Source organism: Microbacterium sp. NPDC090014 (assembly GCF_044748285.1).
GTDB lineage: Bacteria > Actinomycetota > Actinomycetes > Actinomycetales > Microbacteriaceae > Microbacterium.
This window is the reverse complement of record NZ_JBIVFS010000001.1, coordinates 2470495-2495884: the sequence shown is the minus strand read 5'-3', so window position 1 is coordinate 2495884 and position 25390 is coordinate 2470495. Positions and strand designations below refer to the sequence as shown.

Here is a 25390-nt window from a genome sequence, read left to right as displayed (position 1 = left end):
GTCGCACGCGGGTAGGCGACGGGTCCGTTCGTCATGAGAGGAATGAAGATGTCGCAGCCGCACACGGAGGCCCGAGACGGGAATGTCGATCCCGAGGCCTCGAGCAAGCCCGACTCCCCGGACGATCTCCACGGACGATCATGGAAGTACGTGGCGAAGAAGGCCTTCCGTGAGTTCTCGTCCGACCAGTGCACCGATATAGCTGCCGCGCTGACGTACTACGCGGTGCTGTCGATCTTTCCCGGTCTGATAGCGATCTTCTCCCTCCTCGGCGTCGTCGGTCAGGGACAGGCCGCCGGGGAAGCGGTGATCGGCATCGTCGAGCAGGTCGCCCCGGGCGACACGGCGGACGCCCTCCGGGGCCCGATCGAACAGGTCGCGGACTCGCCGGCCGCCGGGTTCGCACTGATCAGCGGCATCCTGCTCGCGATCTGGTCGGCGTCCGGGTACGTCGGCGCCTTCAGTCGAGCGATGAACCGCATCTACGAGATCGACGAGGGGCGACCGTTCTGGAAGCTCAAGCCTGCACAGCTGCTCGTGACGGTGATCACCATCGTGCTGTTCGTCATCGCGGCGATCATCCTGGTGGTGTCGGGGCCGGTCACGCGAGCCATCGGCGACTCACTCGGACTCGGCACCGTGCCTCAGGTCATCTGGTCGATCGCGAAGTGGCCGCTGTTGGGGTTCATCGTCGTCCTCGCCGTCGCGATCCTGTACTACGCCACTCCCAACGCGAAGCAGCCGCGTTTCCGGTGGATCAGCCTCGGGGCGCTCCTCGCGATCATCGTGCTGGCTGTCGCCACAGCGGGCTTCGCCTTCTACGTGGCGAACTTCTCGAACTACGACCGCACTTACGGCTCCCTCGCGGGCATCGTGGTGTTCCTGCTGTGGCTGTGGATCGCCAACCTGGCGCTTCTCGTCGGAGCGGAGTTCGACGCCGAACTCGAGCGAGGTCGCCAACTGCAGGCGGGCATCGCCGCAGAGCGGGAGATCCGCCTTCCTCCGAGGGACACACGCAAGAGCGACAAGGCCGCAGAGAAGGAGCGGCAGGACATCGACGAGGCCCGCCGCATCCGCGAGCATGCCGATGCAGAATCGGGGCACCGCGAATCCGACGGGTCCGACCGTCGATGACCGATCAGCGTGCGGTCGGCGGAAGCTTGTCCACGCCGTGCCGGTTCGGCTTGTCGGGCTCCGCGGCGGTATCGGGAGACACGTGCGCGGGTCCGGTCGGCCCCGCTTCGGACGTCGGATAGTGCGGCTCGTCGATCTCGACGGCCTTGTCTCGCTCGTCGAGAGGAGGCAGATGGTCGAGCGGTTGCTTGATGTCGTCTGGGTGGCTCATGCCTACAGGCTCCGCCACCGGTGACGTGGGCGAACAGGGGCTTGTCATCGAAAGGATGATGTGGTGGGCGACTGCTCTCCGGTGAGGCGTAGGGTCGATTCCATGCACGCCCGGCCACTTCTCGTCTATGACGGCGATTGCGCGTTCTGCACCACGTGGGTGCAACGACTCGAACGCTGGCTCGGCAGGTTTCCCGAGGCTCAGCCGTGGCAATGGCTCGACCTCGATGAAATCGGACTGAGTTCCGCGGATGTCACCCGCTACGCGTGGCTGCTGGTCGGCGCGCGTCGGATGCGCGGACATGCTGCCTTCGCAGGATTGCTCCGCATGCAGCGATCCCGGCTGCTGCGCTTCGCCGGCGTGCTCCTCGTCACGCCCCCGTTCTCCTGGGTCGCTGCGCTGGGCTATTCGCTGATCGCGCGCTTCCGACACCGTCTTCCCGGCGGCACGGCCGCCTGTGCGCTTCCGCGGGCCTGAGACAGCACCCGACGATCCTCCGGTTGTCAACGCCCCTTCACCCGGGCGGGCGCTCACCTAGCATCGCCGGATGGGACGCCTCAGATATGACAGCACACTCGACCCGATCGTCATCGACGATGTGACGCTCGCGCACATGAAGATCGTCGTCGGCACGAAGCTCAGGCGGCAGGAGAGCTTCATGATGTCCTGGATCCCGGGAGACGATTCCCGCGACGGCCGACTGACCGCATGGATTCATCCGAGCATTCCGCTCGTCCTGGCGTTCGACAGCGTCGAGCCGATTCACGTGGATGCCGAGCGCGTGTCACGGATGATGAACAGCCTCAACGCTCACGGAGAACTGCTGATCGAGGATATGTAGGCCGCTCACACCACTTACATCGGGATCCCGTCGGCTGTCAAGAGAGGCGAAGTTCGGGCCGCGCGGTCCGAAGAATGAACCGCATGAACCCATCGCCCCATGCGCTTGCCGCCCACCCCTCCTCCGACATGAGACTCGCACGGACCCTCCGGAGCATCGACTACCCGGCAACGAAGGATGACCTGCTGAGGATCGCCGTCGTCGATCATCTCGAGGTCGCGACCATCGACGCCATCCACGAGCTGCCCGCCCGCGACTATCACGGAGTCGCCGAGGTGCTGAAGACGCTCGATGGCGCCTGACTGACCTGCGGGCACCGTGCAGGGTGAGGGCGAACTTGTCAATACCCTGCGATAGCGCCCGCTGTCTTCCTAACCTGGCGCCATGTCCGACCTCACCGGCGCGCCACTGACGCTCACGTGGCCGCACGAATCCGATACATCGTCGCCGTCGCGACTCACCATGCACGCGCCGCAGGGAGGTGCATGATGGGCAGATTCATCTATGAGGGCTCGATCAGGATCGAGATCGAGGATCGCGCGCTCAGCCACCTGCAGCTCGTGATCACCGCGAAGCTCCGGCGGGCCGAGCCCTTCAACTTCAGCTGGCGCGAGGATCAGAGCATCGGGGGAGGCCGCACCACCGTCTGGCTGCACCCGGGGAGTGCGCTGGTCTATCGGTTCCTCGGCAGCAGGCAGCCATCGATCAACCGGCGGTGGGTCGATGCGCTCGCATTCACCGCGAATGCCCCGACCGGGCTGTACCTGGTCGCAGAGCCGGATGAGCTGTCATCGGGGGAGAAGCTCGGAGTGCCCGCCGACCTGTAGCCGCCAGCTGCCGCGATCTTCGGTGCGAAGACGGGCTGAGGATCTTGTCAATACCCGAGAAGAGGCGAGCGGACGCGATCTATCGTGCCGCCATGACAGGCGCTCCACTCCTGGACATCGAATACGTCCTCCCGCTGCGATGGGGGAGTGACGAGACGATGGACGATCTCACGGCCTACCTCACGCGTCTGCGCGCGTGGGCGGACGTGACGGTGGTCGATGGATCCGACCCCGACCGCTTCGCCTCGCACGCGTCGGCCTGGTCGAACCTCGTCCGGCACATCCCGTGCGACGAGACCACGGGAGCGAACGGCAAGGTGCGGGGCGTGCTCACGGGCATCGCATCCGCTCGGCACGAGCGTGTGGTCATCGCCGACGACGACGTGCGGTACGACTATCGCGCGCTCGCCGCGGTGGTCTCCGAGCTCGAACGCGCGACCCTCGTGAAGCCGCAGAACCATTTCGCTCCGCTGCCCTGGCATGCCCGGTGGGACACCGCTCGCAGCCTCCTCAATCGCGCACTCTCGGACGACTATCCCGGAACCTACGCTCTGCGGCGCTCGGCACTGCTCTCATCAGGCGGATACGATGCGGACACGCTCTTCGAGAATCTCGAGTTGGAGCGCACCATCCGCGCGACCGGCGGTCGAATCCACTCCCGACCCGACATCTACGTCATGCGGCGCCCACCCACCGCCCGGCACTTCCTGTCGCAGCGGGTCAGACAGGCGTACGACAGCTGGGCCCAGCCGCTGCGCCTCGCGATCGAGGCGGCGATCCTTCCCACGGCGTGGATCCTGCGCCACCGACCGGGCGCGCTGGCGCTCGTGCTGCTCATGATCGTCGTGCTCGCCGAGCGCGGCCGACGACGGCTCGACGGCCGTTCGGTGTTCCCGGCGACCAGTGCATTGTGGGCGCCGCTGTGGGTCGCCGAGCGTGCGGTGTGCTCGTGGCTCGCCATCGCCGCGCGGCTGCGCGGAGGGGTGCGGTACGGGGGAGCGCGTCTGAGTGTCGCCGCCCATAGTCGGCGCCGCATCCTGATGACGATCCGAGAGCGGAGAGATCGGCACGAGAATCGCCACGTCTCGTCACCCTGACTCCGGTAACCTCATGCGCATGGCCACCGCAACGACGCAGACCCCGAAACGCGAGGCCTTCGGCTCGCGCAACGTCTTCATCCTCTCTGCGATCGGCTCTGCCGTCGGGCTGGGGAACATCTGGAGATTCCCCTACGTGGCGTACGAAGGCGGAGGCGGGGCGTTCCTCATTCCGTATCTGTGTGCACTTCTCACTGCCGGAATCCCGCTCCTCTTCTTCGACTACGCGATCGGCCACCGATTCCGCGGCTCCGCGCCGTTGGCCTTCCGACGGATGCACCGCAGGGCCGAGCCGCTCGGCTGGTGGCAGGTGCTCATCTGCGTGGTGATCGCGGTCTACTACGCGGTGATCATCGCGTGGGCTGCGATGTACACCTGGTTCTCGGCGCAGCTGACCTGGGGGCCGGGCAACGAGAACGACTTCTTCTTCATCGACTTCCTCCGCTCGGCCGATGTCGCCGAGGTGGGCATCTCGACGGACTTCGTGCCGCAGGTCGGCCTCCCGCTCGTGGCGGTCTGGCTGATCGTCATCGTCATCATGGCGCTGGGTGTGAAGCGCGGAATCGGCCGCGCGAACATGATCCTGATGCCTCTGCTCACGGTGATGTTCGCGATCCTCGTGGTGCAGTCGCTGTTCCTGCCGGGCGCCATGGACGGGCTGAACGCCTTCTTCACCCCCAACTGGGAAGCGCTGGGCGACCCGGCCGTCTGGGCATCCGCCTACGGCCACATCTTCTTCTCGCTGTCGGTGGCCTTCGGCATCATGGTCACCTACTCGTCGTACCTGAAGCGCAAGACCGACCTCACTGGTTCCGGTCTGGTCGTGGCGTTCGCGAACTCCGGCTTCGAGATCCTCGCGGGAATCGGCGTGTTCGCGGCCCTCGGCTTCATGGCGCAGGCGCAGGGGACCGAAGTGGCCGGTGTCGCGTCGTCGGGAATCGGCCTGGCCTTCATCGCCTTCCCCACGATCGTCTCTCAGGCGGCGGGCGGCTCGATCATCGGCGTCCTGTTCTTCGGAGCGCTGGTCTTCGCGGGGGTGACCTCGCTCATCTCGATCCTCGAGGTGATCGTCGCGGCGCTGCAGGACAAGCTGGGCTGGGCGCGCATCCGCACGACGCTCACGGTGTCCATCCCGCTCGCGATCGTCTCGTTGGCACTGTTCTCGACGACCACCGCGCTGTCGGTGCTTGATACCGCTGACGCCTTCGTCAATGCCTTCGGCATCATGGCCGTCGCCCTGGTCGCGGTGATCGTGGTCGCATGGCTGCTGCACAAGCTGCCGGCACTCGTCGACCACCTCGATCGTCGGTCGAGCTTCCGGGTCGGGCGAGTGTGGATGCTGCTCGTCGGCGCGCTCGCGCCCCTCGTGCTCGGGTACCTGCTCGTCACCGAGCTGATCTCGAAGATCTCCGAGCCGTACGGCGGCTATCCGGGATGGTTCCTCGCCGTCTTCGGATGGGGCATGGTCATCGCACTCGTCGTGATCGCACTGCTGCTGTCGGCGCTGCCATGGAGCGGCCGCTCCCACGCCAAGGATGATCCCGAGTACGACGAGTTCCTCACCGAGGAAGACTACGAACCGGATGCCGAGACCTCGTCGATCCCGCTGATCGCGACCTCGGAACCGCACGCGACGGAGAAGGGAGCGGGCGCATGACCACGACAGCGGTCGTCATGATGATCATCGCGATGGTCACGATCTGGGGCGGCCTCATCGCCGCCGTCGTGAACCTCGCTCGTCACCCCGAGGCCGCGGATTCGGAGCCGGCGCCGCCCGTCGAGCTCTGACCGTCTTACCTGCACGGGGAGCGGGAATCAACCCGCTCCCCACGTTCCTCGATCCTGACTACTTTCTCTTCCAGAAGCACTGTCGACGGAAGAGGAGCCCATGAGCAGGACGCGGCCGAGATTCGATATCGACGAGTGGAGCATCGGTGCCGACGGCATCGACGTCGAGAACCTCGCCCATGAGGAGTCCGTCTTCGGCCTCTCGAACGGTCATGTGGGCTGGCGGGGGAACCTCGACGAAGGCGACCCGCGCGGCGTCGCGGGAAGCTATCTGAACGGCCTCTTCGAAGAGCACCCGATGCCGTATGCCGAAGAGGGATACGGCTACCCCGAGTGCGGGCAGAGCGTGATCAACGCGGCCAACGGCCAGCTCATCCGGCTGATCGTCGGGGACGAGCCGTTCGATGTCCGTCGTGGATCGCTCACGTCGCACACCCGTCGTCTCGACTTCCGCGCGGGAACTCTCGAACGCGAGGTCGAGTGGACCAGTCCGACCGGCCAGCGGGTGCGGATCCGGTCGACGAGGATCGTCTCCTTCGCGCACCGCTCCGTCGCAGCGGTGCACTACCGTGTGCAGGCGCTCGGCGGTCCGGCGGACGTCACCGTCATCTCCGAACTGCTGGCGAACGAGCCGCTGCCGATCACGCACGACGACCCCCGGGTGCAGGAGCTGCTGAGCGAGCCGCTCGAGGGGGTGGCCTCGGCCGCCGACGCGGGTGCCGCCACCCTCGTGCACCGCACGAGGAAGAGCGGGCTCACGACCGCTGTCGCGATGGACCATCGCGTGAGCGGTTCTCCCCGGAACGAGCCGAGCGTCGAGACGGATGTCGATGCGACGGGCGACCGTGCGCGTACCACGGTGCGCGCATCCCTGGCTGCCGGAGAGACGCTCGAGATCGTCAAGCTCGTCGGTCATGAGTTCTCGTCCGACCTCTCGACCGCCGCCCTGCGGGACCGGGCCGAGACGGCGGTCGGCGACGCGCTGCGGGCCGGATGGGACGCACTGGTCGCCGATCAACGGGCACGGCTCGACGACTTCTGGGAGTGCGCCGACGTGCGGGTCGACGGACCGGCACGGCTGCAGCAGGCCGTGCGCTTCGCGCTCTTCCAGGTGTTCCAGGCCTCCACCCGCATGGAATTGCGATCCGTTCCGGGCAAGGGGCTGACCGGCTCCGGATACGAGGGGCACACCTTCTGGGACTTCGAGGCGTTCGTGCTCCCCGTCCTCACCTCGACCCTCCCGCACGCCGCCGAACAGGCGCTGCGATGGCGACATTCGGTGCTCGACCGCGCTCGTGACAGGGCGGCGCAACTGCATCTGCAGGGTGCCGCATTGCCGTGGCGAACCATCGACGGCAGAGAGTCGTCGGGGTACTGGCCTGCCAGCACGGCCGCGTTCCACATCAACGCCGATGTGGCCGGAGCGGTTCTGCACTACGTGCGGGCGACGGGCGATGTCGACTTCGAACGGGAGGCCGGCCTCGAGATCCTGGTCGAGACCGCTCGCCTCTGGGCCTCGCTCGGTCGGTGGGATGCGCACGGCGGCTTCCACATCGACGGCGTCACGGGGCCGGACGAGTACTCGGCCATCGCGAACGACAACGTCTTCACGAACCTGGCAGCCCAGAAGAACCTTCAAGGGGCGGCGGCCGCGGCCCGACGGCATCCGGAGGTCGCGTCGGAGCTCGAGGTCGTAGACGACGAGATCGCGAGGTGGGAACTCGCTGCCGCAGCGATGACGGTGCCCTTCGATGACGAACGGGGCGTGCACCCGCAGTCCGCCGGCTACACCGACCTCGAACGGTGGCACTTCGAGTCGACCGCCCCGGACGAGTACCTGCTGCACGACCACTTCCCGTACTTCGACCTCTACCGCAAGCAGGTCGTGAAGCAGGCCGATCTGGTGCTCGCCCTGTTCTTCTCGCATGAGTCGTTCACCGCGGCGCAGAAGGAGCGTGCGTTCGAGTATTACGAGGCGATCACCGTGCGGGACTCGTCGCTGTCGGCGGCGGCGCAGGCCGTGGTCGCCGCAGAGGTCGGTCACCTGGATCTCGCGCTCGACTATCTCGCCGAGGTCGCGACTCTCGATCTCGACGACCTTCATGGCAACACCGGTCAGGGGCTCCATGTCGCCGCTCTCGCGGGGGTCTGGACGGCCATCACCGCGGGCTTCGGCGGGATGCGCGACAGCGACAGCGGCCTGCGGTTCTGCCCGCGTCTTCCGTCCGAGATCGACGGGCTCGAGTTCGGGGTGCGCATCCACGGCTGCGTCCTGCGTGTCGATGTCCGCCAGGCGGAGGCCACCTATCGGCTCGCCTCGGGCGACCCGCTCACCATCACCCACTACGACGAGCCGGTGACGCTCGACGCCGGACATCCCGTCACACGAGGGATCCCACCATTGCCGCCGCGGGGGCCGCATCCCCGGCAGCCTCGAGGACGAGCGCCCCGACCGGCGCTCGAGGCGTTCAGCGGCTGAGGTGACAGAGAGAGGAGACAATCATGTCGGATCGAACCATCGGTCGCGCATCGATGCGAATGGCGTTCTGGTCATGGACGCTCATCATCGTGGTCGGGCTGGCGACCATGATCGCCCTGCCTCTGACGGGGAAGTGAACGAGATGCGTCGCTTCGTCAGAGACGGGGGACTCAGCCTCGTCTTCCTCGCGATCTTCGCGCTCAGCCTGATCGGGCAGTCGATCGCGGGACACGCCTACAACAACCAGGAGCTGGCTCAGCACGGTCAGCCGCCCACTCCGTATCTGGAGTTCATCACCTCCTCCGACTTCCTCGTCGATGTGGCGGAGAACTGGCAGTCGGAGTTCCTGCAGTTCTTCCTCTTCATCCTCGCGACCATCTGGTTCATCCAGCGAGGATCACCTGAATCCAAGAAGCCGGGCGACGAGGGAGTGGGGTCGGACGCCGATCAACTCGTCGGAGAGCACGCGCATGTCGACTCCCCGCGCTGGGCGAAGGTGCACGGACTGCGCGGGTGGATCTACTCCAACTCGCTTCTGCTCGCGATGGGAACGATCTTCCTGCTCTCGTGGCTCGCCCAGTCGCTCGCCGGGCATGTCGTCGCCAACGAGCAGAACGCGCAGCACGGCCTGCCACCGGAGACGTGGACCGACTATGTCGTCTCGGCGGAGTTCTGGAACCGCACGCTGCAGAACTGGCAATCGGAGTTCCTGGCCGTCGGCGCGATGGTCGCCTTCTCGATCTATCTGCGGCAGCGCGGCTCGAGCGAGTCGAAGCCGGTCGGCGTGCCGCATCACGTGAGCAGCGTCGAGTCCGAGTAGCGAGGACCTTATCGCTTCGATCGTCAAGCCCCTGTCTGCAGCGAAGTCGACAGGGTTTCCTGGCACGAAACCGATCGACAGGAGCGGATGATGAAGCACGTGAAGTATGCCGAGAAGTCGGTTCTCGTGGGTGATGACGCAGCGGACACGCTGATGGACTACGCGCGAGTGCTGGCGAGCGACGGGAGCGCCGACACGGTGACGCTGCGGGTCGTCAGCCCGGACGGGAACATCGTAGACGCGTCTTTCCTGCTCACGCCGAGCACTGAGCTCATGGTCGAGTCGACCAACTCCCAGCTCGAGGAGCCGGACAACGGGGAGACCGTGCAGGAGATGCGCGACCGCATCGCGTCGTCGCGCTCCACCGTCGTGACCGAGACGGAGCCCCCGTGGATCCTCGAGAGCACTGAGGAGATCTAGCCGCGCGCGGGGCTCAGGCCTTGCGCCACTCGTGCGACTCGATGCTCGCGCCGGCCTGCGGCCCCATCTGCAGCATCCCTCCGTCGATCACCACCGATGCTCCGGAGATGTAGGCGGCCGGCGGCGACGCGAGGAAGGCGATCAGCGCGGCGACCTCGCGTGCGTCCCCCGGGCGTCCCAGCGGGATGCCGGGGCGGTCCTGCGTGTGAGGATCCACATCCGTCTGCCCGGTCATCGGGGTCGCGATCTCGCCGGGGGCGACGCTGACCGCGCTGATCCCCGCCGAGCCCAGCTCGAGGGCGAGGTTCTTCATCAGTCCATCGAGTCCGTGCTTCGCGGCGTCGTACGCGCTCGAACCGACCATCGGCTGATGCGCATGCACGCTGGTCACGGCGATCAGACGGCCGCCGTTGCCCGCCGCGACCATCGCGCGCGCGGCGCGCTGCAGGCAGACGAAGGCGCCGGTGAGGTCGGTGTCGATGACGTGCTTCCAGTCATCCAACGAGAGGTCGAGGAACGGAGTCGACGTCCCGGTCCCCGCGTTGTTCACGAAGACGTCGAGGCCGCCCAGCTCCGCGATCAGGCCGTCGATCACGTCACCGCACGCGGGGATGTCGGCGACGTCGAGCTGCCCCGTGATCGCCCGCGCTCCGTGGGTGCGCACCTCTTCGGCGGTCTGCTCGGCGCCCGCCTGATCGGAATGCCACGTGATCGCCACGTCCATCCCGGCGGTGGCGAGCGCCACCGCCGTGGCGCGGCCGATTCCCGAATCGCCGGCCGTGACGATCGCCCTACGGGGTGTGTGTGCGTGGTCGGTCATGCCGTTCTCCTCATCGTCGGGTCTTCTCATCCACCGGGCCTGGCGATCAGCCGGCCGTCTTCTCGTATGCGCGCATCGCCGCGTCCTGCGCGTCAGCCAGGGCATCCTCGATGGACTTGTCGCCGAGCAGCGCCGCAGTGATGGCGTTGTTGAGCTCGTTCTGGATCTCCTGACCGGCGGGCGACGAGCCGAATGACTCTCCGTACTCGACGACGTCGTAGTAGGTCGAGATCACCTGATCGAATCCGGCGTTGCCGCTCTCGGTGACCCACTGATCGCGGATCTCCTGGTCAGATGCCGGCGACCCGGTGAAGAGGCCGGTGTTGATGCCGCCGTCCTGCTCGCGGACCTCGGCGCGCGCCTCGCCGGCCGCGTTCCAGGCCTCGTCGGAGGTGAGTTCCACCATCCATGCGCAGGCAGCTGCGGGGTTCTCCGCACCGACCGGGATCACGAACGCCGTGCCTGACGCGACCGAGAAAGGCTCGCCGTCCGATGAGCGGAACGGGACCGCTTCGAGCTCGAGCTGGTCGACATACGGGGAGAGCACGTTGGGGTACCACTGGGCGTTGACCTGCCCGCCGACCTGTCCCGCCACGTACTGGTTGTTGTCGCCGAAGGTGTCGAAGGAGTCGGTGAAGCTCTTCACCGACGCGAATCCGCCCTGGGCGTCCGTGATCTCCTTCAGCATCTCCAGCCCGGCGACGTTGCTCGGATCGTCGAGCGTGGGAGCCCCTTCTTCATCGTTGAGCTGCCCGCCCATCGCCAGCACCCAGAGCCCGCCCTGGCCGGTCGCGACCGGGTCGAAGCCCAGGCGGGTCGGCACTCCTCCCGACTCCTGGTAGATCTTCTCGATCGCTCCCATCAGGGCATCCGGCTTCGACGTGTCGAACTCCTCGGCCGAGACACCGGCCTCGGCGAGCACCGCCTTGTTCAGCAGAATCGCCGGCGGCTGGTAGAACTGCGGCACGGCCCACACGCCGTCCTCGTACGTCACATCGTCGACGACGAAGGGATACCAGCGATCGCGCGGCGAGACGTCGTGCGCCTCGAAGCAGGCGTCCAGGGGCATGATCAGATCCTGTGCCGCATACGTGGTGACGTAGCGTCGGTCCATCTGCACGACATCGGGCACATCGCCGCTCGCGATGCGGGTGGTGAACTTCTGCGCGTCGAACGCCGTGGCGTCGAGGTCGACCTCAACATCCGAGAGCTGCTCGGCGGCATAGTCCATGCGCGAGGTGCCGACATCATCGGCGTTCTCGAAGCCCCAGGCCTTCAGGGTTCCGGTGGCGTCCGCGCCGAAGTCGACCGACTCTGCGGCGCTCTCGCCGCTTCCCCCACCGCACCCGCTGAGCAGCAGAGCGGATGCCGTCACGGCTGCGGCGGCTCCGAGGATTCGTGTCTTCATGTCGTTCTCCATTCATGTGGGGGCGGATACCCGCCCTGCGGGATTGGGATCAGCCCTTGCGCCCCTGCGTCGCGACGCCCTCGATGAAATACCGCTGGCCGAAGGCGAAGAGCAGCAGCATCGGCAGGGTCACGATGAGCGATGCCACCATCACGTACTGGTAGTCGCCGTGACCGCCGGCGGTCGGGCTGTACTTCGTCATCGCGTAGGCGATGCCGAGAGGCGCGGTGAACTCGTCGACGGACCCGGCGTTGAGGTAGATCAGCGAAGCCTGCAGGTTGTTCCAGCTGGCCTGGAACTCGAAGAGGAACACGATCACGAACGACGGGATCGAGAGCGGCATCGCGATACGCCAGAACAGGCCCCAGGCGCTCGCTCCGTCGAGTCGCGCGGCCTCGAACAGCTCTCGGGGAAGTCCGAGGAAGAACTGGCGCTGCAGGAAGATGTAGAAGGCGGAGCCGAACAGGTTCATGCCCCACAGCGGAACCCAGGTGCCGAGCATGCCGGTCTGCTTCCAGATGAGGTAGACCGGGATCATCGTCACCGCTCCCGGCAGCATCATCGTCGCCAGTACGAGTCCGAACAGCAGCTTGCGGCCCGGGAATCGGAAGTAGGCGAACCCGAACGCCACGATCGAGCTCGAGATGGCGACGGTGCCCGCAGCGAGCAGGGCGATGGCGACGCTGTTCCATACCCAGCTCAGCAACGGCAGCTGATTCCACACCTCGATGTAGTTCTCGGGAACGAAGGTGCGCGGGAAGAGACTGTTGTCGAACACCTCTCCCCGGGGCTTCAGGCTCGCGGCGATCAACCAGACGAAGGGGTAGAGGAACAGCAGGCCGAAGCCGATCAGAACGATCGTGAGCAGGATTCTTGCGACCAGGCTCTTCGGTCGAGCGAGGCGTCGACGTCTGCGCGGCTGCCCGGGGGTCGTGACCGAGACCGTGTCGGTGCGGGGTTCCGGTCCGGGAGGCGGGGTGAGCGGGACAGGTCGGATCGTCGTCGACATCAGCGGTCTCCCTCGTAGTAGACGAAGCGGTTGCCGACCTTCACCTGGATGAGCGTGATCAGCATGATGATCACGAACAGCAGCCAGGCCATCGCGGCCGCGAAGCCGAAGTCGAACTGGCGGAAGGCCTGCTGGAACAGGTAGATGGCATAGAACAGCGACGCCTCGGGGGAGGCGTTGCTCTGATCTCGCCAGAACAGCAGATAGGCCTGGTCGAAGATCTGGAAGGCCGCGATCGAGAGGACGATGACGTTGAAGAACATCGCTCCCGAGATCATCGGCAGAGTGATCGAGAAGAACCGGCGGATGGGCCCCGCGCCGTCGAGCGACGCCACCTCGTAGAGTTCGATCGGCACGTTCTTGAGCGCGGCGAGGAAGATCACCATCGTTCCGGCGACCGTCCAGAGCGTCATGATGACGATGCTCGGTTTGACCCATGCCGGGTCGACCAGCCACTGCGGCCCCGAGATGCCGAACACGCGGAGGAACTGGTTGATCGCCCCCGAGTTGCCGTTGAGCAGGAGGAAGAAGACGGCGGCCGTGGCGACGGCGGGGGTCATCTTGGGCAGGTAGTAGAGCACGCGGAAGAAGCCGGCACCGCGGCCCACCCGGTTGAGCAGCAGTGCGAGGACGAGCGCGAAGATGATCTCGAGAGGCACGGCCATCACGACGTAGAACAGCGTGTTGGCGAGCGAGAGCCCCACCCGAGGGTCGTCGAAGAGCTCGGCGTAGTTGGCGATGCCGATCGGACGCGCCGAGTTGGTGGCGAGGTTGTAGTTGCTGAACGAGATGTAGAGGCTGTATGCCATCGCACCCGCCGTGAAGATCAGGAATCCCAGGATCCATGGCGAGATGAACAGGTATCCGGCCAGGACCTCACGCCTGTTGTACGGATCGCGCTGCCGTCGCTGCGGGTGTGCCGTCTTCATGAGACGAGAAGTTAGACGCGCGGGGAGAAACCGGCCCGGGGCTTGTCACCGACCGGTTGTTGTGCAACTCTCGGACTTCGTAGGTGCCTCCACCGCGCGGGCAGTCCGGTGGCGGTATCGTGAAGAGCACTATGAGTGAGTCATTCGACGATGCGCTGAACGATCTGGAGCGCTCCGGTCGTCAGCTGGACGCGCTCAGTGGTTTCTTCGTCGATCGGTTCCCGGTCACGGGTGCCGCGGTCTCGACCGTAGGGGACGTGCTCGGGAGCGAGACGATCTCCGCGACCGACGACGTGGCGGCACGCCTGGATGAGCTCCAGTTCGACCTCGGCGAAGGCCCGTGCTGGGAGGCCATGCGCACCTCTGCCGCTGTCCTCGAGCCCGACTTCCGGCACCGCGGCGTCTCTCGGTGGCCCGCTTTCGCCTCGGCTGTGGAGGACGACGCGGAGGTCGCGTCGATGTTCGCCTTTCCGCTGTCTGTCGGCGAGATCAAGATGGGAGCCGTCGACCTCTACTCGACAGCACCCGTGGCGCTCACTCCGAGCGAGTGCACGCAGGCGCGCGCCATGGCGGATGTGGTGAGCCGGCATGTGCTGAGGGACGCGCTGTCGGACTTCGCGGACAACGACGCGCAGACGGGCATCTACTCTCGACGAACCGTGCACCAGGCGACCGGCATCGTGCTCGCGCAGCTCGACATCGGTCCGGACGACGCGCTGCTCATGCTTCAGGCGCGGGCGTTCTCGACCGGGCAGCGCGTCATGGAGGTCGCGCAGGCGGTGGTGGACGGCTCTCTCCGCTTCTCGCGCACGTCAGGCGGCATCGAGGCGGGCTCATGACGACGCCTACCCGCGAGGCTCGGTTGTTGGAGCTCTTCGCCACCCTCGCCGACACGATGGTCGACGACTACGACGTCGTGGATCTGCTGCAGACACTCGTGGATGCGTGCCAGGAGCTGCTGGATGCGAGCGACGCCGGAATCCTTCTCGCCGACCCCTCCGGTGAACTCGAACTCGTCGCATCCACGAGCGAGGCGACCGAGCTCGTCGAGGTGATCCAGCTCGCCGCAGAGGCGGGACCCTGCATCGAGTGCTTCCTGACGGGGACAGCGGTGTCGGTTCCCGACATCGCCGCCGGTTCAGAGAAGTGGCCGGTCTTCCGCCAGGCGGCGTTGGAGAACGGCTTCGCGTCGATCGAGGCGATACCGATGCGGCTGCGGAACACGACGATCGGCACCCTCAACCTGCTCCGATCCGATACCGGGTCGCCGCCCCCTGAAGACCTCTCCGCGGCGCGAGCGTTCGCCGATGTGGCAACGATCGGGATCCTGCACGAGCGCAGCCTCCGAGAGCAGGAATCGCTGTCGTCACAACTGCAGACCGCACTGAACAGCCGGGTGATGATCGAGCAGGCCAAGGGTGTGGTCTCGTTCACGGCGGGGGTGCCGATCCCCGATGCCTTCACGCTCATGCGCACCTTCGCCCGTGATCGCGGCCTGCGTCTGAGCGCGGTGGCTGAACGCATCGTGCGGCGGGACATCAGGCTTGAATCACCTGAATCCTGAAAGCGCAAGGGGGGTCGACCTCGCACACGATCGGGCCTAGCGTGAAATCGCTGCCCCGGACCCGGTAGCGGAAATGCAACCGTCGAGAGTCCCGGGAGTGATCATGAAGTCCCTCATCACCCAGGTCGGCACCTACCTGACGGGTGACGCGACCGCAGACGCGGTGCTGGAGTACTGGAAGGCGTTGGCGGAGGAGCGGCGCTCGGATGTCGTGGAGATCCCCGTCGTCGGCCCCGCGGGCGGTCGGTCGAGTGTGCGGGTGACGCTCGGTGCCATGCTGCCGATCGCGGTGGCGCACGCGGAGTTGTCGCCGCAGATCGAGGACGATGATGGCGCAGCTGAGGGGATCCGGGCCCGTGCTCTGGCGCTTGTGCCGACGGCGACCACGGCATTCGAGCCTGACGACGTCCGTGAGGTGTTCGACGCCGAATGCGACTCGGGCCCCGTCTGAGCGCCGGTCGCCGACGAGCGAGCTAGTCGCCGTCGGAGGCCCACTCCAGGCGGGACAGAGCCCCGACATCGAGCGAGTACCGCCCGTCGATCTGAATACAGGTCAACAGGGTGTGTCCGCATCCGCGACACAAGAGGATCACGCCGGCCGGATCCAGTTCTGCGACGGCGTCGCCGAGCACGGCCTTGCGATCGCAGCGCGTGCAGGTGGCCCGAGCACCGGTCATGTCCCTGCCGAACACCTCGATCAGGATCCCGCCAGCGGCGTTGCCGTCGACTCTCGTGCGATGGCCGGGGTGGGCAGCCTCCATCAGGCACCTCCGAAACGCTCGGTACGGATGCGGTCGGGCGGATGCCCGGCCGCGACGAGCAGATCGGCGACCGCCTCGACGAAGCCGGTCGGCCCGCAGACGTACACCGAGGGGCGCTGCGCAGCGGGGATGGTCGAGGCCTCGAGCGTCGCGGCATCCACCCTGCCGGCGGGGCGAGCGAAGCCGACCGGTGCCGAGCGGCTGTACGCCCAGTCGACGCTGAAGGCGTCGTCGGCGAGATCGCCCAGTTCGGCCGCGTAGAACGCGTCGTCCGCGGAACGCACCGCGTACAGGAGCCGCATCGGTGCGGAGCTGGCCGAGCGCGCATGTTCCCGGGCCATCGCGAGGAGGGGCACTATCCCTGACCCGCCCGCGATGAGCTGAACGGGCTCGGGCTGGGCTGGGGTCCACACGAAGTAGGCGCCGATCGGACCGCGGACCTCCAGCTCGTCGCCGGGCCGGACATCTTCGACGAGATACGGAGAGACCTCGCCATCCGGCACCTCGTCGACGGCCAGCTCGAGCACGTCACCCTCTCCGGACGATGCGAGCGAGTACGACCGCACGGCCTGATAGCCGTCCTCAGCGGTCAAACGCACATCGACGTGCTGTCCGGCGAGATTCCCCGGCCACCCGTCGACCCGGAGGGAGAGCACGCGGCCATGGGGTGTGGCTCGTCGGACCTCGATGACACTGGCGACAAGCCACAGCGACGACGAGGTCACCAGTAACGCTCCTCTTTCCACGGGTCGCCGTACATGTTGTATCCGTTCTGCTCCCAGAACCCCGGTTCGTCGTTCTCGAGAAGATCCAGGCCGTGGACCCACTTCGCGGATTTCCAGAAGTAGAGGTGGGGGACGAGGAGCCGGGCGGGGCCGCCGTGCTCTGCGACGAGTGGCTCGCCCTCGAACTCGAATGCGATCCACGCCTTGCCGCCGGTCAGGTCGGCGCGGGGAACATTCGTCGTGTACCCGCCGTAGGAGAAGACACGGGTGAAGTCGCCGCCTCCGGCATCCTGCAGCAGATGATCGAGCGAGACTCCGCGCCACTGCGTGCCCAGCTTCGACCACCGCGTCACGCAGTGGATGTCGGTGGTGATCGTATCGATCGGGAGCGCCTGCAGCTCATCCCACGACCAGGTGCGGCGAATGCCGTCGAGCCCGACGACCGCGAACTCCCAGGTGTCGGTCGCGACTCGGGGTGTCGGTCCGGCCGAGAGCACCGGGAAGTCCTCGGTGAGGTACTGACCCGGGGGGAGCCGGTCATCCGACTCGCGTCGCCGGGCGCCGAAGCCGCGGGAGATCACAGCCATGATCGCCTTCTTTCGTTGGTCCCACTCATTCCACCCGATCGATCGGGTGGATGCCTCCTGCAGGTGTCGAACGCGGCACGCGCGGGTCGCCCCGATTCTAGGACCGTGGGGCGCGGTGTCGCACCATTCGAGGGCGGAGAGCGCCGGACGGCGTCTCCGCCCTCGAGAGGTCAGACGACCTCGGCAGCCGCCTCGACGATGAACTGGATGACGTCCTGGGGGAGGGCGCGCATCACGAGGTGCGGTGCGTCGAGTTCGATGACGCGACGGAAGTTGCCGCGGGTGTAGCCGAAGCGCTCGACGTCCGGGTTGATGGTGTGGTCGGCAGCGGACACGATGCCGAAGGCAGGCTTGGTCTTCCACGCAGCGACCGGTGCGGCCTCGCTGAATGCAAGGGCTGCGAGGGGGCGCTGTGCGACGGCGAGGACCTCGGAGATGGCGGGGTCGATGCCGGCAGCGAAGACCTGCGGGAAAGCCTCGACCTTGACCGAGACGTCCGTGCCGTCCTCAGCGCCGGGGTTCGGGAACGGAGTGTAGACGAGGTTGGCGGCCAGCTCGGAGTCGGGGAACCCGCCCTGCAGCTGGCCGAGGCTCTCGCCTTCTTCGAGTGCGTAGCCCGAGAGGTAGACCAGCCCCACGACGTTGTCCGCAGCACCGGCGACCGTGATCACTGCGCCACCGTACGAGTGGCCGACCAGGAGGACGGGCCCCTCGATCTTCTCGACGACAGAGCGGATGTACGCCGAGTCGCCGAGCAGACTGCGGTTGGGGACGGCGGGGACGACGACCTCGTGGCCGAGATCGAGAAGACCGCGAGTGACGGGCTCGAAGCTCGCGGCGTCGGCGAATGCGCCGTGGACGAGGACGATGGTGAGGTTCGACATGGTTTCCTTTCGGGGGTGGTGGTTATGACGCTAGGTTCGGCGGCCGATCCTGTGGTGTCCCTCCCAGGGTCCCCATCCGGCGGGCGTGCTGCGTCCTACTATTTGAGCGAGAGTGCGGGATGACACCAGCGGGAGAGCATGAACGAACAGCGGACGCCGGTGTCGGAGTATCTGCGGGCTCGGCGCAATGTGCTGCAACCCGAGGACGTCGGCCTGCCGCGTACCCCGGGACGACGCGTCGTCGGGCTTCGCCGCGAAGAAGTGGCGGCACTCGCAAGGATCAGCCCGGAGTACTACGTGCGGCTCGAACGCGGCCATGACCACCAGCCGTCTGCGCAGGTGCTGCTGGCGCTCGCCCAGGCGCTGAAGCTGGACGACGCCGCCACGACGTATCTGCTGCGTTTGAACAGCGGGTGGAGTCCGTCTGCGATGGAGCGATCACCTGCCTCCCAGAAGATCCCGGAGTCCGTCACAGCGCTTCTGCGAACACTGCAGGACGTGCCCGTAGTCGTCGTCGACGGCAACCAGGACGTACTCGCTGCCAACCCCCTCGCGCAGGCTCTCCAGCCGGCTTCGATGCAGCCGGGACGGAATCTCCTCCTGGCCACTTTCAGTGCCGGCGCGCGGGACCGGGTCGGTGAGACCTGGAGGAGTCTGGCCGAAAGGCTTGTGGCGTCATTCCGTCTGCGGAGCAATCCGAACGATCCCCGTTTTCGGGAACTCCTCGCGAACCTGCTTATTCAGGATGCCGACTTTCCGGGGATCTGGGCACGGCACGAGGTCGCGGATCTCAGCTTTGACACCACCCAGCACAGGATCGAGCCGTTCGGAGTCGTGACCGTCTCCTGGCAGCACTTCCAGGTGCCCGGTACTGACACCTATCTCGTGCTGTTCGCGGATCCACCGGGCTCGCCTGCCGCGGCGGCCATCCGCTACCTCGCCGAGTCGATCCGCTGAGCGGGCACCTGTCGGGTGCGTGACCACAGTTCGCGCACTGCGTCCGCCGAAGAGTCGTCGGCGGGAATCCACAGCAGCACTCTGTGGTCGCTGCCATCCGGCGATATCCGCGCCTCGTACTGCTGCCGTCCTGTCATCGGGTGGAACACGTCGATGAGCTGCGAGGCGGGGCACTCATCGAGCTCGGTCCGCGCCCACTGCTCCCTGAATTCCTGGCTGTGCGCCCCGAGCTCGCCGATCAGGTGCGCGAAGCGGGGGTCCTGTCCGAATTCGACGAGGTTCGCGCGCAGCAGGCCGGCGACCTGTCCGGCGATCTCACTCCAGCGCCCCAGCGTCTCGGCCGCTTCGGGATTCAGGAAGAATGACCGCGCGAGGTTGTTTCCGACGGTGAACGCGGCCGTCAGGGCCATCGCCAGAGGCGTCGTCGACACGACATCCAGATGACGGTTCACGACCACCGTGATCTGGGGTGATGGTGATCCGAAGTGCTCCATTGCTGTCTCGCGATCCATGACGGCCACGATACCTTCGGCCTCGGGCCCCACAGGGTCCCTCTCGAGGCCTGCCACGGGGGCGTCCAGGCGTGCACAATGCCCTGCAGGCCCCGCCGAGTCAGGGGCTGCGATTATCGTGTCTTCTCATAGTCCGCCGCCAGCCAGTCGTGTCGCATGGGAAAGGTGTCGAGTGAGCCGTCATACTCCACTCGGATCCGAACGCACGCTGACCGTGCGCGGGATGCGGTTCCGCGTGATCGAGAGCCGGGCGGATGACGCGACCGAGACGATCGTGCTGATCCACGGCATCGGGATGTCTCACCGCTACTTCGCGCGACTGCACCACGTGCTCGCTCGGTCGGTTCGCGTCGTGTCCCTCGACCTGCCGGGGTTCGGGGGGCTCCCCAAGCCCGGCCACGACGTCACGATCGAAGAGATGGCCGACGCCATCCGAGAGCTGGTGGTCGCAGTGAGCAGCCGCCCGGTGATTCTCGTCGGCCACTCGATGGGAGTCCAGTGGGCAGTCGAGACCGCGGTTCGCCATCCGGCGCGGATCGCCCGAGTGGTCGCGATCGGGCCGGTCGTCGACGACGCGCATCGCAGCCTCGGCGCACAGGCGCGTGCGCTGGCTGTCGACACGTTGGGGGAGACCCCGGCCACGAACGTCATCGTCTTCAGCGACTACGTGAGGTGCGGCCCGCGCTGGTATCTGCGACAGGCTGCTCACATGCTGCGTTACCCCACCGAGGATCGGGTTGGGAGTCTCACCGTGCCGCTGCTCGTCCTCCGCGGAGCGAAGGACCCGATCGCCGGTGCCGCATGGTGCGATCGCCTCGCGTCCAGCGCCCGCGACGCGGACATCGTCGCGATTCCCGGCAGACATCACGTCGTACAGCGATCTGCGCCGGATGCGGTTGCAGACAGCATTCTGGAACCGACACCGGGATGGCGGTCGGGGCGACCGTCGGAGTCGCCGCGCCGATAGTGCTCCTTCGATCAGCGCGATGTCAAGACCGTCTCCGACGAGAGTCGGGATTCGTAGCGTGGCCGCATGAATCGCACTCGATCCTTCACCGAGGTGGCACCCGGCTTCTTCTGCGTATCGGTCGCCGAGGTGAACTGCTACCTGATCAAGACAGGCGATGGACTCACGCTCGTCGACGCAGGACTGCCCGGCAGTCGACGACCGCTGCACGCGCTGCTCGAACACCTGGGCGCCCGCGAGTCGGACATCGACGCGGTCATCCTCACCCACGGGCACTTCGATCACGTAGGAGTCGCCTCGAGCATCCGCGCTCACGGGGCGACGGTGCTCGTGCATTCCGCGGACGCGCGCCTCGCCCGGCATCCGTACAGCTATCGACCTGCGAGTCCGCGGGTGCCGTATCTGCTCTCGCACCCGCGCGGCATCCCCGTGATCGCTCGGATGGCGGCGCACGGGGCGCTCGGCGTGCGCGGCGTGGACGCCCTCGGTCGGATCCACCACGGGCAGCCCGTGGATGCCCCCGGTGCGCCGACCGCGCTCTGGACTCCCGGTCACACGGCAGGGCACTGCGCCGTGTTCTTCGAGGACCAGGGGATCCTGCTCTCGGGCGACGCGCTCGTGACCCTCGATCCCTACACCGGCGAGGCAGGTCCCCAGATCATCGCGCGCGCCGCGACCGCCGACACCGCACGGGCGCTCGCCTCGCTCGACACACTCGCCGAGACGTCGGCTCAGCTCGTGCTGCCCGGACACGGCGGCCCCTGGCGAGACGGGATCGCGGCGGCGGTCGCGGAAGCCGCACGACGCGGCGCCCACTGAAGACGGGCGCCGCGCCATCAGCGCTCAGCGCGATCGACGGGCGCGCTGCACCGCTGCCGCCGCCGCCGCGACGGTGAGGATCCACGGCCCCGCGACGATGATGGGGTCGAGCCAGGCGTGCCGCAGATCGCGGCGTCCGCGTCCGAATCGAGATGCGATCGGGCGGTGGCGCGGTTCGGAGGTCACACCGGTCAGGGTCACGGGATCGTCCGGCCGGGTCGTGAGGAAGGACCTGGCGTGAGCGGTGACGGCATCGATCCGGTCGCCGAGCACGAGCAGCAGCCACCGGGTGTTCTTCGTCTCACTGAACCGGTCGTACGCGAATCGACGGATCACGCCGGAGACCCCGTGCAGCGGCTGGGCGGTGCCGAACACGGGAGGGAGCATCGAATGCTCGATCGACTTCTCCCGCCGGGGGTCTTCGTCCTGACGCTCGGGGAACGTCCACCGAGCCCCCGTGTCCGGAAGGTCATCCCGCTGGTCCCAGGTTCTGCGGTGCTCAGGGTCGAGATCGGCGCCCCACCCGGGGATCCGCTCGCGCAGCTCGTCCGCGGAGGGCGCGAGGCCCGGACGATCGGCCGTGTAAGGCATGATCACTCCTCTCCGACGACCACGAGCGGTTTGACGCAGTCGTCCAGCTTGGCGGAGAACACGTGATAGGCCTCCGCGATGTGCTCCAACGGGAACCGGTGGGTGAGAAGCTCCGACGGGCGCACATGGCCGTCCCGGATATGTTCGAGCAGCCGTGGCCACTGGCGCTTGACCGGAGCCTGATTCGCGCGGAGGGTGAGCCCCTTGTTCACGACATCGCCCATGCGTACAGCCGAGGTGAGCGGGCCGTAGGCACCGATGACCGAGACGGTGCCGCCCTTGCGCACGGAGTCGATGGCCCAGTTGAGTGCGACGGGTGACCCGCCCTGAAGCTTCAGCTTCGCGCCGGTGACGTGCTGGACGACGCTGCCGTCCGCTTCTGCCCCCACGGCGTCGATCACGACGTCGGCCCCCAGATAGCCCGTCGCCTTCTTCAGCGCGAGCACGATATCTCGCGCCTCGGCGAGATGAATGGTCTCGGCGTGGGCGAACGTGCGCGCCTTCTCGAGTCGGTAGTCGATGTGGTCGACGACGATCACGCGTCCCGCGCCGAGGAACCACGCCGAACGCGCGGCCGCCAGGCCGACTGGACCCGCGCCGAAGACGACGACCGTGTCGAGCGGAGCGATCTCGCCGAGCTGGGCACCGAAGTACCCGGTCGAGAACGCGTCGGTCAGCAGGAGGGCGTCCTCCGAACTCAGCCAGTCGGGGATGACGGACGGGCCCACGTCGGCGAACGGGACGCGCACGAACTCCGCCTGACCGCCGTCGTATCCTCCCGTGCTGTGCGAGTAGCCGTAGATCCCGCCGACCGCGGTCGCGTTCGGATTCACGTTGTGGCAGTTCGAGAAGAGCCCGCGACTGCAGAAGAAGCACGAGCCGCAGTAGATGTTGAAGGGAACCATGACCCGATCGCCGCGCTGCAAGGTCTGGACCGAGGAGCCCACCTCTTCGACGACGCCGACGATCTCATGCCCGAAGGTGTGACCGATGCGCGTGTCCGGCATCATGCCGTGGAACAGGTGCAGGTCGGAACCGCAGATGGCCGCCCTCGTCACCCGGACGATCGCGTCGTTCGGGTGCTGGATGCGTGGCTCCGGTTTCTCTTCGACCCGCACCTTGTACGGGCCGCGGTAGGCCATCGCCTTCATCTCGGTGCCTCCGTCTGTCGGTGCAGTGTGGTCATGGTCGTGCGCTCCTTCGACTCGCTTATCGGGTTATCCGTCGGCTCCCCGCCGGTCGGGTCGGCCCCCAGCGCCGACCCCGACCGGACGTCGTGGCCTCACTCCTTGTTCGTCATGTCCTGAACCGCTCCCGCCACCTTCTCGACGACGTTGGGCAGCTCGGTCGTGCCGTAGAAGCGCGAGTCGGGGTGCGTGGGCGGAGGCATCGGCGCGGTGGTCGTCGGACCCTCGTGATAGCTGAACTCGCCGTGGCCGTCAGGAGTGGGTCCGCTCGCCCAGCTGCCCTCTGCGGCGGCGGGGCCGTCGCTGAAGTTCAAGTACTGGTACGAGACGTCGCGGTGCTCCTTCGACAGCGGGAAGTTGCTCGGGACGGGAAGGGTCTCGGCGCCTTCGGCCTTGAGCTCCTCGACGGCGGCGAGCCACTGGTTCTGGTGCATGGTGTCCCTCGCGAGCAGGAAGCTCAGAAGATCGCGCACTCCGTGATCGTCGGTCATGTGGTACAGCCGGGCGACCTGCACGCGGCCCTGCATCTCGGCGTTCGCGTTGGCGGTGAAGTCGGCGAGCAGATTCCCGCTCGATGTGATGTACGAGCCCTGCCACGGGTTGCCGTTGCTGTCGACGGGTCGCGCTCCGGCGCCCGCGACGATGCCCTGCTGGACGTCGGTGCCTCCGATGATCGCGGCGACCGTCGGGTCGTCCTGGACGGCATCCTCGGTGATTCCGAGCGGCGACTTCTCGAGCAGCTGCGCGATCATGATCGCGAGCATCTCGACGTGACCCATCTCTTCGGCACCGATGCCGAAGACCAGGTCGCGGTACTTGCCGGGGATGTGCATGTTCCACGCCTGGAACTGGTACTGCATGGCGACCGTGATCTCGCCGTACTGGCCGCCCAGGACCTCCTGGAGCTTTCGGGCGTAAACGGCATCCGGGGCTTCGGGGGTGGCGGTGAACTGAAGTTCCTGACGATGGAAGAACATGGCTGCCTTTCTGGTCGGATCGTGATGGGTGCCCATGAGACCGGTTCTCGCTGCGACGGAATAAGGGCTTCACAGACCGCCGGGCGACGAGGATAATCCGCGAACCGGGTCCGGAGAACTGAGCGACTCGACGATTGAGTTCCGCGTTTTTTGCTCATAAACGTGTTGTTCGTGCTAGCTTCACTCGTAAAACAGTTGTTCTAGCCACGGAGTCACATTGCTGAGTAGTTCTGCTGTTTCCGCTGATCCCACTCAGCCCCCGGAAGCCCCCGCTTCGCCCGAGAAACTCGCACGCGACAACATGCCGCTCGCCACCTTCCTGGCTGTGGAGAAGGCGCGGTCGGCGACGCACGTCGATCTGGACGACCTTCTCTCCGCCGCCCGCCTGGGCCTCGCCCGCGCGGCCATGTCGTATGACGCCGCGCGGGGCATTCCTTTCGGTGCGTTCGCGAGCAGCCAGATCAACTGGGCGATGCTGTCGGAGATGCGTCGCGCCGACCCCGCCGGCGAGCGAGGACGCGACAAGATCGAGCGCGTGAGAGTCGCCGCCGAGACGGTGCTCGCCCGCACCGGCCGAGCCGCGAGCACGGCGGAGCTCGTGCGGGAGTCGGGGCTCACCGCCGAGGTCGTCTCGGAGATGATGAAGCTCGACGAGATGGTGCGCACCGCGATCAGCTTCGATGAGCACTTCGACGCCGAGACCGGCCGACAGGCGGTCGACCTCACCGACAGCGTCATCCTCCCCGAGCACGCCGTCGAGCAGTCCGAGACGCGAGCGATGATGAACCGAGTGGTCGACGCTCTGCCCACGGCGATGCAGCAGGTCGTGCGCGGCATCTATCTCGAAGACCGCATGGTGAAGGACATCGCCGAAGAGCTCGCCGTCAGTCATGCCTACGTGTCGAAGCTGCGCTCGCGCGGACTCGAACTGATGCGCGAGGCCATGGAGGCCTGGGAGAACGGCACGACGGGTGACCGATCGACCAAGGCCAGGACCGAGTTCTTCGAGGCGCTCTTCGGGCCCGTCCGCGCCGAGATCCGCGACCGGTCGAGCGAGCTCCTCGCCGCCGTGTGAG

Annotated in this window: 31 protein-coding genes; 18 read left to right on the top strand and 13 right to left on the bottom strand. The window is 66.9% G+C overall.

The window, feature by feature from the left end; genetic code table 11:
* Positions 1-48: 48 nt before the first annotated feature.
* Positions 49-1134: a YihY/virulence factor BrkB family protein gene (locus ACIPV5_RS11925; protein ID WP_400341087.1), complete on the top strand. Its 1086-nt coding sequence runs from the start codon at positions 49-51 to the stop codon at positions 1132-1134.
* 4 nt (positions 1135-1138) lie between these two features.
* Here the strand turns inward: ACIPV5_RS11925 and ACIPV5_RS11920 are convergent, their stop codons facing one another.
* The gene (locus tag ACIPV5_RS11920; RefSeq protein ID WP_072591351.1) at positions 1139-1345 is read right to left on the bottom strand and encodes a hypothetical protein; all 207 of its coding nucleotides are present in this window, start codon (positions 1343-1345) and stop codon (positions 1139-1141) included.
* A gap of 102 nt (positions 1346-1447) precedes the next feature.
* Between ACIPV5_RS11920 and ACIPV5_RS11915 the strand changes: the two genes are divergently transcribed.
* From ACIPV5_RS11915 to ACIPV5_RS11870, 10 genes are all read left to right on the top strand, one after another.
* Positions 1448-1822 (top strand): thiol-disulfide oxidoreductase DCC family protein, encoded by a 375-nt coding sequence (locus tag ACIPV5_RS11915; RefSeq protein WP_056278854.1) that lies wholly within the window; start codon positions 1448-1450, stop codon positions 1820-1822.
* Between the two features lie 70 nt (positions 1823-1892).
* Entirely contained in the window at positions 1893-2186 is a 294-nt protein-coding gene (locus ACIPV5_RS11910; protein ID WP_056278853.1) for a hypothetical protein, read from the top strand.
* Positions 2187-2269: 83 nt separating this feature from the next.
* Positions 2270-2488 (top strand): DUF2795 domain-containing protein, encoded by a 219-nt coding sequence (locus ACIPV5_RS11905; protein ID WP_187249711.1) that lies wholly within the window; start codon positions 2270-2272, stop codon positions 2486-2488.
* Positions 2489-2674: 186 nt separating this feature from the next.
* Positions 2675-3013 (top strand): ATP-dependent DNA ligase, encoded by a 339-nt coding sequence (locus ACIPV5_RS11900; protein ID WP_072591349.1) that lies wholly within the window; start codon positions 2675-2677, stop codon positions 3011-3013.
* A 92-nt stretch (positions 3014-3105) separates the two neighbouring features.
* Complete coding sequence (locus ACIPV5_RS11895; protein WP_400341086.1) at positions 3106-4110, top strand: glycosyltransferase; 1005 nt, start codon at positions 3106-3108, stop codon at positions 4108-4110.
* A gap of 19 nt (positions 4111-4129) precedes the next feature.
* Positions 4130-5767, top strand: coding sequence for a sodium-dependent transporter (locus tag ACIPV5_RS11890; protein ID WP_053099140.1), 1638 nt, complete (start codon positions 4130-4132; stop codon positions 5765-5767).
* On the top strand, positions 5764-5898 hold the full coding sequence (locus ACIPV5_RS11885; RefSeq protein ID WP_072591348.1) for a methionine/alanine import family NSS transporter small subunit: 135 nt from the start codon (positions 5764-5766) through the stop codon (positions 5896-5898). The genes ACIPV5_RS11890 and ACIPV5_RS11885 overlap by 4 nt, the downstream gene beginning before the upstream one ends.
* A 100-nt stretch (positions 5899-5998) precedes the next feature.
* Positions 5999-8377, top strand: a complete 2379-nt coding sequence (locus ACIPV5_RS11880) for a glycoside hydrolase family 65 protein (RefSeq protein WP_400341085.1) — start codon at positions 5999-6001, stop codon at positions 8375-8377.
* A gap of 142 nt (positions 8378-8519) precedes the next feature.
* Complete coding sequence (locus ACIPV5_RS11875) at positions 8520-9197, top strand: DUF6766 family protein (protein WP_400341084.1); 678 nt, start codon at positions 8520-8522, stop codon at positions 9195-9197.
* Between the two features lie 90 nt (positions 9198-9287).
* Positions 9288-9617: a hypothetical protein gene (locus tag ACIPV5_RS11870; protein ID WP_400341083.1), complete on the top strand. Its 330-nt coding sequence runs from the start codon at positions 9288-9290 to the stop codon at positions 9615-9617.
* Positions 9618-9630: 13 nt separating this feature from the next.
* Here ACIPV5_RS11870 and ACIPV5_RS11865 read toward each other — a convergent pair whose 3' ends face one another.
* From ACIPV5_RS11865 to ACIPV5_RS11850, 4 genes are read right to left on the bottom strand one after another with little or no spacing between them, the layout of a single operon-like run.
* A complete protein-coding gene (locus ACIPV5_RS11865) occupies positions 9631-10437 on the bottom strand; it encodes an SDR family oxidoreductase (protein WP_320488455.1) in 807 nt (268 codons plus the stop codon).
* A 46-nt stretch (positions 10438-10483) separates the two neighbouring features.
* Positions 10484-11845 (bottom strand): ABC transporter substrate-binding protein, encoded by a 1362-nt coding sequence (locus ACIPV5_RS11860; RefSeq protein WP_400341082.1) that lies wholly within the window; start codon positions 11843-11845, stop codon positions 10484-10486.
* Between the two features lie 49 nt (positions 11846-11894).
* Entirely contained in the window at positions 11895-12854 is a 960-nt protein-coding gene (locus tag ACIPV5_RS11855) for a carbohydrate ABC transporter permease (protein WP_295101371.1), read from the bottom strand.
* Complete coding sequence (locus tag ACIPV5_RS11850) at positions 12854-13783, bottom strand: carbohydrate ABC transporter permease (RefSeq protein ID WP_400341081.1); 930 nt, start codon at positions 13781-13783, stop codon at positions 12854-12856. Before ACIPV5_RS11850 ends, ACIPV5_RS11855 begins: the two co-directional genes overlap by 1 nt.
* 131 nt (positions 13784-13914) lie before the next feature.
* Between ACIPV5_RS11850 and ACIPV5_RS11845 the strand changes: the two genes are divergently transcribed.
* The 3 genes from ACIPV5_RS11845 (at position 13915) to ACIPV5_RS11835 (ending at position 15798) form a co-directional block, all read left to right on the top strand.
* Positions 13915-14622, top strand: a complete 708-nt coding sequence (locus tag ACIPV5_RS11845) for a GAF and ANTAR domain-containing protein (protein ID WP_400341080.1) — start codon at positions 13915-13917, stop codon at positions 14620-14622.
* Positions 14619-15347 (top strand): ANTAR domain-containing protein, encoded by a 729-nt coding sequence (locus tag ACIPV5_RS11840; RefSeq protein ID WP_400341079.1) that lies wholly within the window; start codon positions 14619-14621, stop codon positions 15345-15347. Before ACIPV5_RS11845 ends, ACIPV5_RS11840 begins: the two co-directional genes overlap by 4 nt.
* Before the next feature lie 103 nt (positions 15348-15450).
* Entirely contained in the window at positions 15451-15798 is a 348-nt protein-coding gene (locus tag ACIPV5_RS11835; protein ID WP_072591346.1) for a hypothetical protein, read from the top strand.
* Positions 15799-15820: 22 nt separating this feature from the next.
* Here the strand turns inward: ACIPV5_RS11835 and ACIPV5_RS11830 are convergent, their stop codons facing one another.
* From ACIPV5_RS11830 to ACIPV5_RS11815, 4 genes are all read right to left on the bottom strand, one after another.
* On the bottom strand, positions 15821-16108 hold the full coding sequence (locus ACIPV5_RS11830; RefSeq protein WP_400341078.1) for a DUF6510 family protein: 288 nt from the start codon (positions 16106-16108) through the stop codon (positions 15821-15823).
* Positions 16108-16833 carry a ferredoxin reductase gene (locus ACIPV5_RS11825; protein ID WP_372983473.1) on the bottom strand — a complete coding sequence of 242 codons (726 nt, stop codon included), beginning with the start codon at positions 16831-16833 and terminating at the stop codon, positions 16108-16110. The genes ACIPV5_RS11830 and ACIPV5_RS11825 overlap by 1 nt, the downstream gene beginning before the upstream one ends.
* Positions 16830-17420, bottom strand: a complete 591-nt coding sequence (locus ACIPV5_RS11820) for a sulfite oxidase-like oxidoreductase (protein ID WP_400341076.1) — start codon at positions 17418-17420, stop codon at positions 16830-16832. Before ACIPV5_RS11820 ends, ACIPV5_RS11825 begins: the two co-directional genes overlap by 4 nt.
* 170 nt (positions 17421-17590) lie before the next feature.
* Positions 17591-18304: an alpha/beta hydrolase gene (locus ACIPV5_RS11815; RefSeq protein ID WP_295101381.1), complete on the bottom strand. Its 714-nt coding sequence runs from the start codon at positions 18302-18304 to the stop codon at positions 17591-17593.
* 138 nt (positions 18305-18442) lie between these two features.
* Between ACIPV5_RS11815 and ACIPV5_RS11810 the strand changes: the two genes are divergently transcribed.
* On the top strand, positions 18443-19261 hold the full coding sequence (locus ACIPV5_RS11810; protein WP_400341075.1) for a helix-turn-helix domain-containing protein: 819 nt from the start codon (positions 18443-18445) through the stop codon (positions 19259-19261).
* Here ACIPV5_RS11810 and ACIPV5_RS11805 read toward each other — a convergent pair.
* The gene (locus tag ACIPV5_RS11805; RefSeq protein ID WP_400341074.1) at positions 19237-19773 is read right to left on the bottom strand and encodes a hypothetical protein; all 537 of its coding nucleotides are present in this window, start codon (positions 19771-19773) and stop codon (positions 19237-19239) included. The genes ACIPV5_RS11810 and ACIPV5_RS11805 overlap by 25 nt on opposite strands.
* A 172-nt stretch (positions 19774-19945) precedes the next feature.
* Here ACIPV5_RS11805 and ACIPV5_RS11800 point away from each other — a divergent pair, with 172 nt between their 5' ends.
* The gene (locus tag ACIPV5_RS11800; RefSeq protein WP_400341073.1) at positions 19946-20740 is read left to right on the top strand and encodes an alpha/beta fold hydrolase; all 795 of its coding nucleotides are present in this window, start codon (positions 19946-19948) and stop codon (positions 20738-20740) included.
* 66 nt (positions 20741-20806) lie between these two features.
* Positions 20807-21559 carry an MBL fold metallo-hydrolase gene (locus ACIPV5_RS11795; RefSeq protein ID WP_400341072.1) on the top strand — a complete coding sequence of 251 codons (753 nt, stop codon included), beginning with the start codon at positions 20807-20809 and terminating at the stop codon, positions 21557-21559.
* A gap of 24 nt (positions 21560-21583) precedes the next feature.
* Here the strand turns inward: ACIPV5_RS11795 and ACIPV5_RS11790 are convergent, their stop codons facing one another.
* The 3 genes from ACIPV5_RS11790 to ACIPV5_RS11780 form a co-directional block, all read right to left on the bottom strand.
* Positions 21584-22150: a hypothetical protein gene (locus tag ACIPV5_RS11790; RefSeq protein WP_053096348.1), complete on the bottom strand. Its 567-nt coding sequence runs from the start codon at positions 22148-22150 to the stop codon at positions 21584-21586.
* A gap of 2 nt (positions 22151-22152) precedes the next feature.
* Positions 22153-23301, bottom strand: coding sequence for a zinc-dependent alcohol dehydrogenase (locus tag ACIPV5_RS11785; RefSeq protein ID WP_053096347.1), 1149 nt, complete (start codon positions 23299-23301; stop codon positions 22153-22155).
* A gap of 131 nt (positions 23302-23432) precedes the next feature.
* On the bottom strand, positions 23433-24314 hold the full coding sequence (locus ACIPV5_RS11780; RefSeq protein WP_215174776.1) for a manganese catalase family protein: 882 nt from the start codon (positions 24312-24314) through the stop codon (positions 23433-23435).
* Positions 24315-24531: 217 nt separating this feature from the next.
* Here ACIPV5_RS11780 and ACIPV5_RS11775 point away from each other — a divergent pair, with 217 nt between their 5' ends.
* Positions 24532-25389 carry a sigma-70 family RNA polymerase sigma factor gene (locus tag ACIPV5_RS11775; RefSeq protein ID WP_400341071.1) on the top strand — a complete coding sequence of 286 codons (858 nt, stop codon included), beginning with the start codon at positions 24532-24534 and terminating at the stop codon, positions 25387-25389.
* Position 25390: the final 1 nt, after the last annotated feature.